At 60.1% G+C, this 15,186-nt stretch carries 17 protein-coding genes; 9 read left to right on the forward strand and 8 right to left on the reverse strand.

The features are described 5' to 3' along the window. Positions 1-244 precede the first annotated feature (244 nt). Both AC07OG_RS06625 and gntR read right to left on the reverse strand, forming a co-directional pair. On the reverse strand, positions 245-883 hold the full coding sequence (locus AC07OG_RS06625) for a glutathione S-transferase family protein (protein WP_218426037.1): 639 nt from the start codon (positions 881-883) through the stop codon (positions 245-247). Between the two features lie 107 nt (positions 884-990). Beyond that, complete coding sequence (gene gntR, locus AC07OG_RS06630; protein WP_060539702.1) at positions 991-2,022, reverse strand: HTH-type transcriptional regulator GntR; 1,032 nt, start codon at positions 2,020-2,022, stop codon at positions 991-993. Positions 2,023-2,237: 215 nt separating this feature from the next. Between gntR and AC07OG_RS06635 the strand changes: the two genes are divergently transcribed. Further along, entirely contained in the window at positions 2,238-2,771 is a 534-nt protein-coding gene (locus AC07OG_RS06635) for a gluconokinase (RefSeq protein WP_060539703.1), read from the forward strand. Between the two features lie 81 nt (positions 2,772-2,852). Then, a complete protein-coding gene (locus AC07OG_RS06640; protein WP_060539704.1) occupies positions 2,853-4,205 on the forward strand; it encodes a GntP family permease in 1,353 nt (450 codons plus the stop codon). Between the two features lie 180 nt (positions 4,206-4,385). Here the strand turns inward: AC07OG_RS06640 and alaC are convergent, their stop codons facing one another. Further along, positions 4,386-5,603 (reverse strand): alanine transaminase, encoded by a 1,218-nt coding sequence (alaC, locus tag AC07OG_RS06645; RefSeq protein WP_218426035.1) that lies wholly within the window; start codon positions 5,601-5,603, stop codon positions 4,386-4,388. 139 nt (positions 5,604-5,742) lie between these two features. Here alaC and AC07OG_RS06650 point away from each other — a divergent pair, with 139 nt between their 5' ends. The 3 genes from AC07OG_RS06650 (at position 5,743) to AC07OG_RS06660 (ending at position 7,543) form a co-directional block, all read left to right on the forward strand. Then, positions 5,743-6,405, forward strand: a complete 663-nt coding sequence (locus AC07OG_RS06650; protein WP_495066503.1) for a LysE family translocator — start codon at positions 5,743-5,745, stop codon at positions 6,403-6,405. A gap of 67 nt (positions 6,406-6,472) precedes the next feature. Next, positions 6,473-6,958, forward strand: a complete 486-nt coding sequence (locus AC07OG_RS06655; RefSeq protein ID WP_060539707.1) for a GyrI-like domain-containing protein — start codon at positions 6,473-6,475, stop codon at positions 6,956-6,958. Between the two features lie 96 nt (positions 6,959-7,054). Next, on the forward strand, positions 7,055-7,543 hold the full coding sequence (locus tag AC07OG_RS06660) for a GNAT family N-acetyltransferase (RefSeq protein WP_495066504.1): 489 nt from the start codon (positions 7,055-7,057) through the stop codon (positions 7,541-7,543). Positions 7,544-7,630: 87 nt separating this feature from the next. Here the strand turns inward: AC07OG_RS06660 and AC07OG_RS06665 are convergent, their stop codons facing one another. Next, entirely contained in the window at positions 7,631-8,116 is a 486-nt protein-coding gene (locus tag AC07OG_RS06665) for a GNAT family N-acetyltransferase (RefSeq protein WP_218426032.1), read from the reverse strand. Between the two features lie 140 nt (positions 8,117-8,256). Here AC07OG_RS06665 and AC07OG_RS06670 point away from each other — a divergent pair, with 140 nt between their 5' ends. The 3 genes from AC07OG_RS06670 (at position 8,257) to AC07OG_RS06680 (ending at position 10,421) form a co-directional block, all read left to right on the forward strand. Beyond that, the gene (locus AC07OG_RS06670) at positions 8,257-8,682 is read left to right on the forward strand and encodes a YybH family protein (RefSeq protein WP_060539710.1); all 426 of its coding nucleotides are present in this window, start codon (positions 8,257-8,259) and stop codon (positions 8,680-8,682) included. A gap of 66 nt (positions 8,683-8,748) precedes the next feature. Continuing rightward, on the forward strand, positions 8,749-9,093 hold the full coding sequence (locus tag AC07OG_RS06675; RefSeq protein ID WP_060539711.1) for a YciI family protein: 345 nt from the start codon (positions 8,749-8,751) through the stop codon (positions 9,091-9,093). 77 nt (positions 9,094-9,170) lie between these two features. Further along, positions 9,171-10,421 carry an RNA polymerase sigma factor gene (locus tag AC07OG_RS06680; protein WP_495066505.1) on the forward strand — a complete coding sequence of 417 codons (1,251 nt, stop codon included), beginning with the start codon at positions 9,171-9,173 and terminating at the stop codon, positions 10,419-10,421. Between the two features lie 233 nt (positions 10,422-10,654). Here the strand turns inward: AC07OG_RS06680 and AC07OG_RS06685 are convergent, their stop codons facing one another. After that, positions 10,655-11,509, reverse strand: a complete 855-nt coding sequence (locus tag AC07OG_RS06685; protein ID WP_495066506.1) for a LysR family transcriptional regulator — start codon at positions 11,507-11,509, stop codon at positions 10,655-10,657. An 89-nt stretch (positions 11,510-11,598) separates the two neighbouring features. On the opposite strand from AC07OG_RS06685, the gene AC07OG_RS06690 reads away from it, so the two are divergent. Further along, complete coding sequence (locus tag AC07OG_RS06690) at positions 11,599-12,036, forward strand: multidrug/biocide efflux PACE transporter (protein WP_060539714.1); 438 nt, start codon at positions 11,599-11,601, stop codon at positions 12,034-12,036. A gap of 164 nt (positions 12,037-12,200) precedes the next feature. Here the strand turns inward: AC07OG_RS06690 and AC07OG_RS06695 are convergent, their stop codons facing one another. From AC07OG_RS06695 to AC07OG_RS06705, 3 genes are all read right to left on the reverse strand, one after another. After that, positions 12,201-12,923: a TylF/MycF/NovP-related O-methyltransferase gene (locus tag AC07OG_RS06695; RefSeq protein ID WP_046031989.1), complete on the reverse strand. Its 723-nt coding sequence runs from the start codon at positions 12,921-12,923 to the stop codon at positions 12,201-12,203. Further along, positions 12,920-13,786, reverse strand: a complete 867-nt coding sequence (locus AC07OG_RS06700; protein WP_060539715.1) for a 2OG-Fe(II) oxygenase family protein — start codon at positions 13,784-13,786, stop codon at positions 12,920-12,922. Before AC07OG_RS06700 ends, AC07OG_RS06695 begins: the two co-directional genes overlap by 4 nt. A gap of 222 nt (positions 13,787-14,008) precedes the next feature. Then, entirely contained in the window at positions 14,009-15,031 is a 1,023-nt protein-coding gene (locus AC07OG_RS06705; protein WP_495066507.1) for a transporter, read from the reverse strand. Positions 15,032-15,186: the final 155 nt, after the last annotated feature.

The raw sequence follows: 15,186 nt of genomic DNA on the forward strand, positions 1-15,186 counted from the left end.
TAGGAGCGAGCATGCTCGCGATGGACTCAATATCACCGCGGGGAATCAGGCTTCCCGCGTTATCGTTAACGACCATCTCGAGCGTGCTCGCTCCTACAGGGGGATGCGGTCGACTACTGTAGGAGCGAGCATGCTCGCGATGGACTCAATATCACCGCGGGGAATCAGGCTTCCCGCGTTATCGTTAACGACCATCGCGAGCGGGCCCGCTCCTACAGTAAGCAGCGTGGTATTTTGCGGCTGATCAAGGCAGGCCGTTGCAGCCATGTTTGAGAAAGCCCGGACGCTGCGCCAGACGCTGGAAATACTCATCGACCGCCGGGTAGTCGGGACGCTCTATCGGTGTCATCAGCCAACGGTTGACCGACAATCCGATCACAATGTCGGCCAGGGTAAACCGTGGCCCGGCGACATAGGCCTTGGTGGTCGCGAGCTGGTGTTCGAGGATGCCCATCTTCTGATTCCAGCCACGGATGCCCACTTCAAGGCGATGCGCGTCCTGAAACTCCGGGTCCTTGCGCACCAGGGACATGAACGCATAACTCCACGACGGGTTGAGCTCGGTGGCCTGCCAGTCCATCCACTGCTCCACCCGCGCGCGCGCCACTGGTTCGGTCGGCAACAGATCGCCGTGATGGTGATGGTGCTTACCGGTCAGGTATCGGCAGATGGTGTTTGATTCCCACAGCACGCCGGCTTCGTCGATGATCACTGGCACCTGTGCGTTGGGGTTGAGTCTGAGAAACTCGGGACTGTGGGTCGAGGCAAAACCGCTGCCCCAGTCCTCACGTTCGTAGCAAAGGCCTAGTTCCTCGCAAGTCCACAGGACTTTTCTGACGTTGATCGACGAGGCTTTACCCAGGATTTTCAGTACAGGTTCCATGGAGCTACTCCGTTAGCGAATCAGGGCTTCAGGAGCTTAATAGTGTGCCTGCCAACGGACGACATCAAGCCTGCTTGCGCCGTTGCGGACCACCACGGGAAAACCACTCAGGTGCTCTCGCGTACCTTCAGCTCAAACCCCATGTCCTGCACCGGCCTGGCCACCGTATTGCCGGCCATCAATGTCAGCATCTGCTCCGCCGCGCGCCGGCCGATGGCTTCGCGCGGGGTGCTGATGCTGCTCAGACGCGGGACCATATGTTCGGACATGGGCAAGTCGTTGAAGCCCAGGATCGCCACTTGTTCGGGAATCTTGATCCCGCAGCGCATGGCTTCGAGCAAGGCGCCCTGGGCCAGGTCGTCGTTGCCGAAGAAAATCGCATCCACGTCGGGGCGGCTGTTGATCATCTGCAGGAACAATTCACCGCCCAGGCCCACGGACGAGGGGCGCGGGGTCAGCACTTCCAGGTCCGGGTCGTAGCGCCCGGCCTTTTGCAGGGCGCGGCGGAAGCCTTCACCGCGCAGCAGGGTACGTTGATCCAGTTGCGCGCCGATGTAGGCCAGGCGCTTGCGCCCGCGAGACAGCAGATGCTCGGCCGCCGTTTCGCCGGCTGCGAGTTGCGAGAAGCCGACGCAATTGAGGCCCGCCGCACTGTCGAGTTCCATCATGTACACGCAGGGAATGTTGCTGGCTTCGATCATCCGTCGCGAACTTTCGGTGCGGTCGAACCCGGTCAGCAGCAAACCGCGCGGCTGGTAGGCCATGTAATTGCGCAGCAGGTTTTCTTCTTCGTCGCGCGAGTAATGGAAGTTGCCGATCAGCACTTCAAAGCCCTTGGGGCGCAATACCTGATGAATGGCTTCCAAGGTGTCGATGAACAACAGGTTGGACAGCGATGGCACCAATACCACCACCGAATGACTCTGGGCCGAGGCCAGGGCGCGGGCGGCGGGGTTGACCACGTAGTTGAGTTGCAGTGCCGCTTTCTGCACTTTTTCCACCAGCTCAGGGGCCACCGTGCTGACGCCGCGCAAGGCGCGCGAAGCGGTAATCGGGCTGACGCCAGCCAGGCGCGCGACCTCGTTGAGGGTAGGGCGGCCAGTGGTGCGGGTATTTTTATCGTTTTTAGTTGGAGTCATCGACGGCTTGCCAAACAATATTCAAGGCACTAAGGTAGCGCTGTCTCGATGCAGCTGCAATGCGTGGGCGAGGGTTGCCTGATTCTCGCTTTTTGGTGTTGGGAAACGAACCTGCTGCAACCCATAAAAAATGACAAGAAGGCGTCGGCAACTTCTGCTTTTGTACTAGTGTCATAACTGGCAAAGGTAGCGCTGTCTGCGCGCTGAGGTGTTACATGAATCATCCCATCACCGCCCTGGTCATCATGGGCGTTGCCGGTTGCGGCAAGACGTGCGTCAGCGAGGCCTTGTGCCACTTGAGCGGCGCCACTGCCATTGAAGGCGACACTTTCCACCCTGCCGCCAACATCGAAAAGATGAGCGCGGGGACCCCCCTGAACGATGAAGACCGTGCCGGCTGGCTCGACAGCCTGTGCGATGAGCTGCGTCGTATCGACGCCAAGGGCGAACGCCCGGTGCTGACCTGTTCGGCGCTCAAACTCATTTATCGTGAGCGCCTGCGCAGTGCCCTGCCGGGTCTGGGCTTCGTGTTCCTCGAACTCACTCCTGAAGTCGCCGCCGACCGTGTTTCACACCGCCCCGGCCATTTCATGCCGTCGACCCTGATCGACAGTCAGTTCGCCACGCTGGAATCGCCCATTGGCGAGCCGATGACCCTGGCGCTGGATGCCTCGACCTGCAGTGTCGACGAACTGGCCCTGCAAGCGCACCGCTGGTGGCTGGCAAACGGCCTGAAGCAGGCGGTATGACTGTGCTTGCAAAGACAGCGCTGTCCTCACGACTTCTGATTAACCCGCTTTAATAACAACAACAACCAGGAGACACCCCTAATGTTTGGCATGTCCCACGAGACGTTCCTGCTGCTAGATGCAGTGGTCACGGTCATCGGGCTTATCGTCCTGATCACCAAGTTCAAGTTGCACCCATTCCTCGCTCTGATCATTGCCGCAGCCTTCCTCGGGCTGACTTCCGGCATGCCGATCGGCACCATCATCAAGGCGTTCCAGGACGGCTTCGGTGGCGTGCTTGGTTTCGTCGGCATCATCCTGGCGCTGGGCACGATGCTCGGCAAAATGATGGCCGAATCCGGTGGTGCGGATCAGATTGCGCAGACGTTGATCCGCGCCTTCGGTAAAGACAAGGTGCAGTGGGCGATGATGTTCGCCGCCTTCCTGGTCGGTATTCCGCTGTTCTTTGAAATCGGCTTCGTACTGCTGATTCCGCTGGTGTTCATCGTTGCCCGGCGCACCGGCGTGTCGATCATCAAGATCGGTATCCCGCTGCTGGCCGGTCTGTCCGCCGTACACGGCCTGGTGCCACCGCACCCGGGCCCACTGCTGGCCATCGGCGTGTTCGGTGCCGACATCGGTAAAACCATTCTTTATGGTCTGATCGTTGCGCTGCCAACCGCCATCATCGCCGGCCCGATCTTCGGTACGTTTATTGCCAAGCACATCCCTGGTCATCCTAATCAGGAACTGGTGGATCAACTGGCGCGCGAGTCGGATTCGGCCGATCTGCCGAGCTTCGGCATCACTCTGGTGACCGTGCTGCTGCCGGTGTTCCTGATGCTGCTCAAGACTTTTGCCGACGTGGTGCTGCCCGATGGCAACATCTTCCGCGCTTTCATGGACCTGATCGGTCACCCGATTTCGGCGTTGCTGCTGGCGTTGCTGCTGTCGCTGTACACCTTCGGCTACAAGCAGGGCATCGGTTCGACGCAGATGATGAAGTGGCTGGATGCGAGCCTCGCGCCGACCGCCGCGATCATCCTGATCATCGGTGCCGGTGGTGGCTTCAAGCAGATGCTGGTCACCAGCGGCGTGGGTGACGTGATCGGCCACATGGCAGTGAACGCACAGATTTCGCCGATCCTGCTGGCCTGGCTGGTGGCGGCGGTGATTCGTATTGCTACAGGTTCGGCAACCGTGGCGACCATTACCGGTGCCGGTATCGTGGTGCCTGTGGTCGGGATGATTCCTGGCGTGAACCGTGAGCTGCTGGTACTGGCGACCGGTGCGGGTTCGTTGATCCTGTCCCATGTGAACGATGCCGGATTCTGGCTGGTGAAGCAGTATTTCAACATGACCGTGGCAGAAACCTTCAAGACCTGGACGGCGATGGAAACCATCCTGTCGGTGGTTGGCCTGGGCTTTATCCTGCTGTTGTCGTTGTTCGTTTAAGCCGATTGGCAGAAACAAAAAAACCGCAGCGATGCTGTTTTTTTGTGGGTAATTCATGTCAAGGCTGAACATAAAACCAATGTGGGAGCGGGCTTGCTCGCGAATGCGGTGTATCAGTCAACATAGATGTTGTTTGACATACCGCATTCGCGAGCAAGCCCGCTCCCACAGTTTTATGTGTCAGGCGTTGGATTTGGCGACTAGCCCATCAGCCCGGAACATGCCGCGAATCCCGCGTACGGCCTGGCGAATGCGGTCCTGGTTTTCGATCAGCGCGAAGCGCACGTGATCATCGCCATACTCACCGAAGCCGACGCCCGGCGACACGCAGACCTTGGCCTCGGCCAGCAGTTTCTTGGCGAACTCCAGTGAACCCAGGTGCGCATAAGCCTCGGGAATCTTGGCCCAGACGTACATCGACGCCTTCGGATTCTCGACCATCCAGCCCAGTTCATGCAGGCCCTTGACCAGCACGTTGCGCCGTTGCCGGTACTGCTCGGCGATGTCTCGCACGCATTGTTGATCGCCTTCCAGCGCGGCAATCGCCGCCACTTGCAAGGGGGTGAAGGTGCCGTAGTCGTGGTAGCTCTTGATCCGTGCCAGGGCGTTGACCAGCTCCGGGTTGCCGACCATGAAGCCGATGCGCCAGCCGGCCATGTTGTAGCTCTTGGACAGGGTGAAAAACTCCACGGCGATGTCCTTCGCGCCCGGTACCTGCATGATCGACGGGGCCTTCCAGCCGTCGTAGACGATGTCGGCGTAGGCCAGGTCGTGAATCACCAACACGTCGTACTGCTTGGCGAGGGCGATCACGCGTTCGAAGAAGTCCAGCTCCACACATTGAGCGGTCGGGTTGGACGGGAAGCCGAGGATCATCATTTTCGGCTTCGGAATCGAGCCGCGAATCGCCCGTTCCAGTTCAGCGAAGAAGTCCACCCCGGGCACCAGCGGCACCGAACGCACCTGGGCGCCGGCAATCACGGCACCGTAGATGTGAATCGGGTAGCTCGGGTTGGGCACCAGCACGGTGTCGCCTTGGTCCAGGGTGGCCAGCATCAGGTGCGCCAGGCCTTCCTTGGAACCGATGGTGACGATGGCTTCGGTTTCCGGGTCGATGTCGACCTCGTAGCGTTGCTTGTACCAATTGGAAATTGCCCGGCGCAGGCGCGGAATGCCCTTGGACGTGGAGTAGCCGTGGGTGTCTTCGCGCTGGGCGACGGTCACCAGTTTTTCAACGATGTGCGGCGGCGTGGCGCCGTCGGGGTTGCCCATGCTCAAGTCGATGATGTCTTCGCCACGACGACGGGCGGCCATCTTCAGCTCGGCAGTGATGTTGAAAACGTAGGGGGGGAGTCGATCGATGCGCGCAAAGCGGCGCGGCGAACCTTGTTCGGCCATTGTTGCCTCGGATAACGTAAGCGCCCGGAACCGTCCGAGCGACGCTGGTCACTGTGGTGACCTGTGGCGGAATGTACGGTCAGCTGTGGCAGACTGTCCAGCCTCCACGTAAACAAATTTTTCCGAAGGATAGGGTTTGATGGAATTTACCAGCGGCTTCTTGCTGAGCCTTTCGCTGTGCCTGGACATCGGTGTGGCCAACATCGCGATGATCACTTTGGCGATGCAGCGCGGCTATTTTCAAGGCTTTGCCCTGGGGCTGGGGACCTGCGTCGGCGACTTGATCTACGCGGTGCTGGCGCTGGCCGGCATGACGGTGTTGCTGCAATACGAATCCGTACGCTGGGTGTTGTGGATCGGCGGCTCGGCGTTGCTGGTGTACTTCGCGGCGAAGATGATTTATTCGGCCATTCACCACGAGGCGGTGCTGGCCCAATCGGCGCAGGTGGGGCACAACTCCCATCGCAAGGAGTTCTTGCGCGGGATTTTCCTTGCCATGTCATCGCCGAGCGCGATTCTCTGGTTCGCGGCGGTGGGCGGTACGTTGATCGCCCGTTCCGGCGGTGGTGGTGCCCTGAGTTCTGTGCTGTTTCTCGGTGGTTTCCTGTGCGCCGGGTTGTTGTGGTCGGCGGGACTTTGCTTCGCCGCCAGCCACGGCGGCAAGCTGCTGGGCGATAAGCTGCTGCGTTACTCCTACATGGCATCGGCGGCGATCTTCTGTTATTTCGCGGTCTACGTGATCCTTTCTGGCTATAACGAGTTCGTCGGTGCCGGCGCCGTCGAGCAGCTGCACGCCCTGTAACTGGGCGAATCGGCTTGGGCTTCTATACTCCCAGCCGAACCCACTTTTAAACGCCAGGAGTCGAATCATGGATGAGCAAAAAAGCGTCGAAGTGTCTGAACCACGCTTCGAACATGGTCACTTCCTGTTGATCGCAGGACTGGGCGAACGGTTTACCCAGCAGACCACCGCAGGCATTCCCGCGCTCTGGGAAAAATTCATTCCGCACATCGGTCAGGTCCCGGGTCAGTCAGGTGAAGTGACCTACGGCGTCTGTTGCAATTTCGACGGCAAGGGTGGCTTTGACTATGTCGCCGGGGTCGAGATCAGCAAGCTCGACGATTTGCCCGAACAGTACCGCTGGGTAGAGGTTCAGCCCCAGTATTACGCGGTGTTCGAACACAAGGGGCCTTTGAGTACCTTGCCGCTGACCTTTCGCTACATCTTCGACACCTGGCTGCCGCAGTCGGGGCATCAGACGGTGGACGCCCCGGAGTTCGAACGCTACAGCGAAGACTTCAACCCCAGGCTCAACACCGGCAAGCTGGAGATCTGGCTGCCGATCAAGGGCTGAACCCGCATCGAGAGACGGGGTGGCGATTCGTCTCTCGATGTCGGGTGGCTGCTGATTTATCATCGCAGGCCTTGTCCCCGCTGAATCCGAGCTGCCATGAACACCGTCATCCGCAACGTCACGCCCGCCGATCTGGACCGCTGCTTTGCCATCGAAACCGTTGCCTACGAAGGCGACGAAGCGGCGACCCGGGAGAAAATAGCCACTCGCATCGCCACCTGGCCCGAGGGGTTTATCGTGGCTGAAGTGGACGGGGTGATTGCCGGATTCATCAATTCGGGCGCGGCGTTTCAGGTGGAAATGTCGGATGAAGAGTTCAAGGAAATGGTCGGTCACGACCCGGACGGACCGCACGTGGTGATCATGTCGGTGGTGGTACACCCGGATTACCAGGGCCAAGGGCTGGCCAAGCGCCTGATGGGCGAATTCATCGAGCGCATGCGTGCGCTGGGCAAGGTCAGCATCGACCTGATGTGCAAGGAACGGCATATTCCGTTGTATGCCGGGTTCGGCTTTGCCTACATCAAACCTTCGGCCTCAGACCATGGCGGCATGGCGTGGCATGAGATGGTGCTGCCCCTCTAAACCTGACGCCGATTTCTTGTGGGAGCGGGCTTGCTCCCACAATGGTGCTGTGTTGGGTCAGTAATATTTTTTGAGGGCATTACTCGTTCAAAACACCAATCCCATCCGCCGCTCATAGCCAATCCGCCCCCGGTACGCCTCACCGCTGTCGACGAACCCGAACCTGGCATACAGGGCAATCGCCGCCTCGTTTTCGGCATCCACCGACAATTCCAGCCCCCTGATTTCCGGCCAGGCCTGGCGCGCCATGTCGGGCAGCGCTTGCAGGCACGCCTTGCCGTAGCCTTTGCCTTGGGCACGCTGGTCAACCTGCAGGGCATGCAGGGTGGCGCTGTGCTCGTCGGCCCAGGCTGGCAAAACCGGCGGGCGCTTGAGCAGCAGAAAGGCGACGGGTATGTCTTCGGCGAGCAGGGCGAAACCCTTGACGCCAGGGCCTGGCCGGGACAGCAGGGTGTGCAATGCACCATGGATATCGCCGCTGAACCTGACCTGTTCCTTATGCACTTCGATGGCCTCGACCTGCTGGCGCTGCAGCGCATTCAGGCTTTCATAGGGCACGAGTCGGGCGGCCACGGGTGCATCCTTTTTCAACACAAATTGTGTCTCGGATTCTAGCGAGTTTGCCTGGGTGGGTTATTTTTATTTGCGCTGTCGATTTGCGGTTACGGCAGACGACTAAGGGTGTCTTCAAACAAAAAACACGGAGAGTCACCATGAGCGCGCAAGCCCAGATCCAGCAACTGATTGAAACCTACCGCCAGGCTGTCGAGTCCAAGGATGTGGATAAAATCATGGCGTTTTACGCCGACGACATCGTCTCCTTCGACGCGGTCAAGGCCCTGCAATTCAAGGGTAAAGAAGCCTATCGCGCGCATTGGCTGGACTGCATGAAGATGTGCCAGGGCCCGCATATTTTCGAATTCCACGACATCAGGATCGAGTCGGGCCAGGAAGTCGCTTTTGCCCACTGGCTGACCCATTGCGGTGGCACCAACGACAAGGGCGAAACACAGGCCTGCTGGATGCGCGGTACCGCCTGCTATCGCCAGCAAGCAGGGCAGTGGTACATCGTCCACGAGCACTGGTCGGCGCCGTTCGATATGCAGAGCGGCGCGGCCCTGTTCGACCTCAAGCCCTGATCGTCGCTTTTTTCGCCAAAGTGCCCAGCAGCGACCATAGTTGATCCTTCGATTGCGGAGACGTCCATGAAGTACCTATGCCTGGTTTACAGCGATGAGCACCTGCTGCATTCGCAGCCGCAAAGCCCGAAAGACGAAGAGTGCCTGGCCTATGCCGAGGCGATCCAGGGCAGCGGCCGGATGATCGCCGCCGAGGCGCTGGAGTCGGTGCAGACTGCCACCACGGTACGCATGCGTGGCGGCAAGCTATCGATCACCGACGGTCCGTTCGCCGAAACCAAGGAGCAACTGGCCGGCTTCTACCTGATCGATGCCAAGGACCTCAATGAAGCGATACAGGTGGCCGGCAAGATTCCGGCCGCCCGGGTCGGCAGTGTCGAGGTGCGGCCGGTTCGCCAACTCAATCCCTGAAAAGCAGTGACCAACAGGAGCCTTTGCATGAGCTTTAGACGACCGATGACGTTGATGATCGCAGGCACGCCCGACTGATGCCGGGCGTGTCGGTAGCGGCTCGGGTCGAGCAGGTTTACCGCGAGGACTCGCGGCGGATTCTGGCGACCCTGATCCGCTTGCTGGGGGACTTCGACCTCGCCGAAGAAGCCTTGCATGAGGCGTTTTTTATCGCGGTCGAGCGCTGGCAGCGTGACGGTGTGCCGGACAATCCGCGCGCCTGGCTGGTGTCCACCGGGCGTTTCAAGGCCATTGATGCCTTGCGTCGGCGCGCGCGTTTTGCCGCTTCGCAGCCGATGTTGATCGCGCAACTGGAGGCGCTGGAGCAGACCGACTGGAGTGATGAAGACGTGGAAGACGATCGCCTGCGGCTGATCTTCACCTGCTGCCACCCGGCCCTTTCGGCGGACGCGCAAGTGCCGCTGACCCTGCGCGAAGTCTGCGACCTGACCACTGAAGAAATCGCCCGGGCGTTCCTCTCGGCGCCGGCCGCCATCGCCCAGCGTATCGTGCGCGCCAAGGCGAAAATCCGTGACGCGAAAATCCCTTATCAAGTGCCGACCCTGGCGGAACTGCCCGAGCGTCTGGACAGTGTGTTGCGGGTGATTTACCTGGTGTTCAACGAGGGGTATTCGGCGTCCCTCGGGGCGCAACTGACCCGCGAGGATATGACCCGCGAGGCGATTCGACTCGGGCGTTTGCTGATGGAGTTACTGCCCGAGCCCGAGGTAATGGGCTTGCTGGCGTTGATGTTGTTGCATGAGTCGCGGCGGCCGGCCAGGACCTCCGAGGGCGGTGAGTTGATTGTGCTGGATGAGCAAGACCGCTCGTTGTGGGACGCCGGGCTGATTGCCGAAGGTTGCGGGTTGATTGAGCGCGCGCTGACGATGGGGCGCTTTGGACCCTATTGCCTGCAGGCGGCGATTGTGGCGGTGCATGCCGAGGCGGCGACGGCCGCTGACACCGACTGGCCGCAGATAGTCGGTTTGTATGACGTGTTGTTGCGGGCGGTGCCTTCACCGGTGATCGAGTTGAATCGAGCGGCGGCGATCTCCCAGCGGGATGGGCCGTTGGCAGGGCTCAGGCTGGTCGAGGGAATTCTGGATCGTGGTGAGCTTGGGGATTACCACCTGGCGCATTCGGCGCGGGCGGAGTTTTGTCGGCAGTTGGGCAGGGTGGACGAGGCGCGTGTGGCGTGGGAGCGGGCGTTGGAGTTGACGCGGTTGGAGCCGGAGCGGCGGTTTATCGAGGAGCGGTTGCGGGATTTGGATCGGCGGCCCTCACCCTAGCCCTCTCCCAGGGGGCGAGGGGACCGACCGAGGTGTCTTACGCTATACATCGACCTGAGATTGCGAGTTGAACTCAGGTTTCGAAAACCTGGAGATCGGCTACCCCTCCCTTTAGCTCCCCGCCGGCGCCGGCGCTGGCGGAGGCAGGCTCCACAGCGACAGGGGGCGCACAAGTTTTGAAGTTGCGACCACCCCCTGTGGGAGCGTGGCCCGCGATAAGGGCCGCAGGACCTTCACTCCAGCATCTGGCTCAATAGCCAACTCCCCGCCGGCCCCGGCGGCCGCAGCCGTGACCACAAGGCATCCACCGACACCGTTTTCGGCCAGCCGCGCACGACCAGTTCCTGCAATGTCCCCGGGCCGAACCGCTCCACCAGCCAGCGTGGCAACGGCGCCCAGCCGAATCCGCCCTGGGCCATTTCCAGCAGCATCAAGTAACTGGGCGCTGACCACACGCGTCCCTTGGCCCGGTTTACATAGGGATTGACGATGGTTGCCAGACGCAACTCGCGGTGCTGGCGCAGCAGGTCCTGGTCGACGCTTTCCAGTGCCGCCAACGGGTGTTGGGGGGAAACGAATAGGGCGATTTCCGTGCGTTCGTCCACCGTCGAACTGACCAGATCCGGCGGATAACTGTCCTGCATTTCGGCGAAGGCCACATGCGCCCGGCCGCTTTGCACCAGGCTAATCAGGTCATCGCATTCGGCAATCAGGCATTCGAGTTCCAGGTCCGGGTAACGTTGTTCGAACGCACTCAACGCCGCTTCGAAACGGTTGGACTGGTAGGTATCGGACAGCGCCACGGTCAGCTTCGCTTCCACCCCTTGGGACAATTGGCTGGCGGTCATTTCCAGGCGGCTGGTGGCGTCCAGAATTTCCTCTGCCCGGCGCAGCATGACGTGCCCGGCGGCGGTGAGGCCGGGTTTGCGGCTGCTGCGGTCGAACAGGGTCAGGTTCAAGTCGATCTCCAGGCTGGCCACCGCCGCACTGATGGTCGACTGGCTGCGGCCCAGCTTGCGCGCCGCTGCGGAAAAGGAGCCTTGGGTCGCCGCTTGGACAAACGCCAGCAACACTTCGTGGGAAGCCATGAACTATCGCCTTGATCGATGGTTATTGGTTATGAAGTATCGGTGTGGTGGCAGATCATGGCAACCATCGTCACTCAAGGAGTTCGGCCATGAGCGCCAGCAAATCCATTACAGAACGTATTCTCCAGGCCATCGGTTTCGAACTGCTGGCGATCCTGATCTGTACCCCGTTACTGGCCTGGATCATGGCCAAGCCGATGCTGGAGATGGGCGTGGTGACCGTCATCATCGCCGCCCTGGCACTGGCCTGGAACGTGGTATTCAACGGTCTGTTCGATCGTGCACTTAAACGCCTTTCCATCGCCCACAACGCCTGGGTGCGGGTGGTGCATGCGCTGCTGTTCGAAGGGGGGCTGGTTGCCCTGGGTGTTCCGCTGATTGCCTGGTGGCTGAATGTCAGTCTGTGGCAGGCGTTTTTGCTGGATATCGGGGTGCTGCTGTTCTTCCTGCCGTACACCTATGTTTATCACTGGGTGTATGACGTGGTGCGGGAGCGGGTGGTGATGGGGCGGGAAGTATGCCAGTAACCTTTGGCAACCGAGCAGGTAACCCTTGTGGGAGCGGGCTTGCTCGCGAAGGTGTATCAGTCAAAACATGCGTCGACTGACACACCTTCGCGAGCAAGCCCGCTCCCACAGGGGATGTTTTTTCTTCGGGATCTGCTCCTGCCTTGGGCAAGAGCAGGGTCGCGTCAGACGTGGAAATAGCCTACGCAGCTGTCAAACGGCAAGCGCTTGAGTTCGATCTTGTTAAGGTCCAGCACTTCGCGCAGGGCCTTGGTTTCGCCCGGGAAGTTACGGTAGGCCACTTCGTCCAGCACCACGATGGCGCCTTTTGGCATGTACGGCAGGAAGGTTTCCAGCGCGACTTTGGTCGACTCGTACAGGTCGGTGTCGAGGATCAGCATCGCCACCACCAGGTCAGGACGGGTCTTGACCCACTCCGGCACGGTCTTGACGATGTCACCCTTGACCAGCTCGCAACGCGGGATGCGGTTGACCGGGCGCAGCAGGTCGTTGGCGTCGATCATGTCCTGGATCAGCGACTGGTCAGTGTCGGAGAACATGGTTTCGTTGACGTCGGCCGGGTCTTCTTTCTTGTCGATGCTCTGGAAACCTTCGAAGGTGTCGAAGCCGACGATCGAACGGTTGATCGCATACGGTTCCAGGATCATCGACAAGTGCATGTACAGCATCAGCGAGTTGCCCTTGTACACGCCGCACTCGATGATCGCACCCGGTACTTCGGCGACTTTCTTGAACAACTCCATGCGCGACAGTGCAGCGGTGACGCCGATGCGGTTGGCAAAGACGAAAGGCGCGTCGGCCACGTACTCGGCGTCAACACGCTTGAGGACGTTGGCGCGGGTTTCGTTGTACTGGGCCTCGGCGGGCGTGATGCGACGCTTGGTCATTGCTCGATTCCTTGGAAATTCGAAAAGTCGTGGGCGTGGAAATAGTCTTTGAAGCCTGCGCCGACGTCCGGGCACGCGCTATCGACGTTGATGGCGCCGCGGTTGTGCTTGAGGTCGTCCAGGTGCATCAGGCGGAAGTCCACGCTGAAGCGGGTCTGATTGGTGTGGTTGGCAACCGTGCCGTGCAGGTGCGATCCGGAAAAGATCAGCATTTCGCCGGTGTTGCCGGCAATGCGCATTTCCGATGCAGTGTTGATCGCTTCCAGCGGCACCGGGTGCACACGGACTTCCTCTTTGAGGTTTTCCTTGGCTTTGTGCCGCTGGTTGTTGATCCAGTCGTTGAGGCTCCATTCGCTGGAGGTGTTCTTCACCGGTACGTCGAAGTAACCGGCGTTGATCATCATGGTCTGGTCGGGGCTGATGGTGTGCACCGGCATCCAGGTGTTGATCTGGCAATCGACGCTGCCGTACCAGGTGTCGCGGTGTGGCTTGTAGGCGTAGCTGACACCGGCGTGCAGGTATTCATAGTTGGGTACTACGCGGATGCGTGGCACGTCGAAAATGTATTCACGAGGGTCGACACCGATTTCGTCGATGAACGACAGGATCAAGTCCTTGGCCCGTTGGCTATTGGTGAACTGGCCCTTGAGGCGGGTGACCAGAACCACGAACTCTTCCACCGGCATCAGCGTGTGCAGGGCCTGGTGGTTGGTCTCGCCGTCGAAGGCGGCGGTAATGCTGTCCTGAGCGAACGCACACAGCTCTTTGGCGGCACGCAACTGCGTGTTCAGGAAAATATCACCGGCATAAATGGCTTCTTTGAAGTCAGCTTTGTGTTGCAGCTGATTGATGTACAGATTCACGATTCCTCTCCTGAATACATCGAGTCTCTAAAGAATCGGCAACACGTTAGCAAACTGAAGGGCAATCTGGCGGGTGGCGGATTAATTAAGGGCTAATCCCCTGAATTTGCGACGAAATGCCTTCGCGAGAGAAAAATCCCGGCTCGCAAAGGCCGGGATTGATCAAACCCGGCGTAACCCCCTGTAGGAACTGCCGCAGGCTGCGATCTTTTGCTCTTGCTCTTAATAATCCTGGCGCTTGCGAAACGCCCAGCGCCCGGCGATCACGGTAAAGGTCGCCACCAGCGCCACCAGGATCCAGAACCCTTGCGGATCCTGGGAAAGCGGCACGCCGCCAACGTTCATGCCAAAGAAACCAGCGATGATGTTGATCGGCAGCGCCAGTACTGTCACCACGGTCAAGGTGAACAGCGTGCGGTTGCTCTGTTCGTTGAGGTTGGCGGCGATTTCTTCCTGCAGCAGCTTGATCCGCTCGCCCAGCGCGGTGAGGTCGTTGATGATCAGCGCGAACTCTTCGGTGGATTTGCGCAGCTCCTTGACGTCTTCCTTTTGCAGCCATTGCGGCGGCCGATTGAGCAGGCGCAGCAACGAGCCGGGCTCCAGCGCCAGCAGCCGTTGCAGGCGCACCAGCACCCGGCGGTTGGCGCCCAGTTCGGCTCGGTTGGTCGACAGGCGCGAGGACAGCAACTCGTCTTCGATCTGGTCGACGCTCAGGCTGGTCCTGCGCACAATCTGAGTCAGCACTTCGCCCTGATCGCGCAGCAAATGCACCAGCAACTCCAGAGGTGAGCGGAAACACTCGCCGGCCTTCACCGACGAGCGCAACTTGTCCACCGAGTGCAGCGGTTGCAGACGGGCGCTGATGATCAGCCGACTGCGGGCGCAGACCCACAGCGTCGAAACATCCGAAGACGCCATGCTGCTGAGGTTGAACACCACATCGTTGACCACAGCCAGCAACGTCGAATCGACATGCTCGATACGCGTCGATCGCGAGCCTTCGTGCAGGGCCTCGAAAAACTCCTGGGGCAATTGCAGATGGCTCTTCATCCAGCGCTCGCACGCGGCGTGGGCGAGGTTCAGGTGCAGCCACAGAAACTGCTCGTCGTCCGGCGGTTGTTGCAGGCAGCGCAGCGCTTGCGCCGAGTCGATCTCCCGACCGCGTTCGCCAGGGCTAAAAATGAATCCGTACAGCAGGCCGAACAGATCCGGGTCGCGATGGCTTTGATCGATGCTGTGGTTCATGAAGGCTCGCAAGAGAGGCGCCTGTCGCGGGTGTTACAGGTTCACTTGAGCGGCATCATGACAACGGCGGATGACTGTTTTGTGACAGAAAATAATTGCAAACGGTCGTATCTTCTGGGAATCGGGAAACGGCTGACACCGTCAAAAAGGCTCTC

The sequence above is a fragment of the Pseudomonas sp. GW821-FHT09H03 genome, from assembly GCF_059415945.1.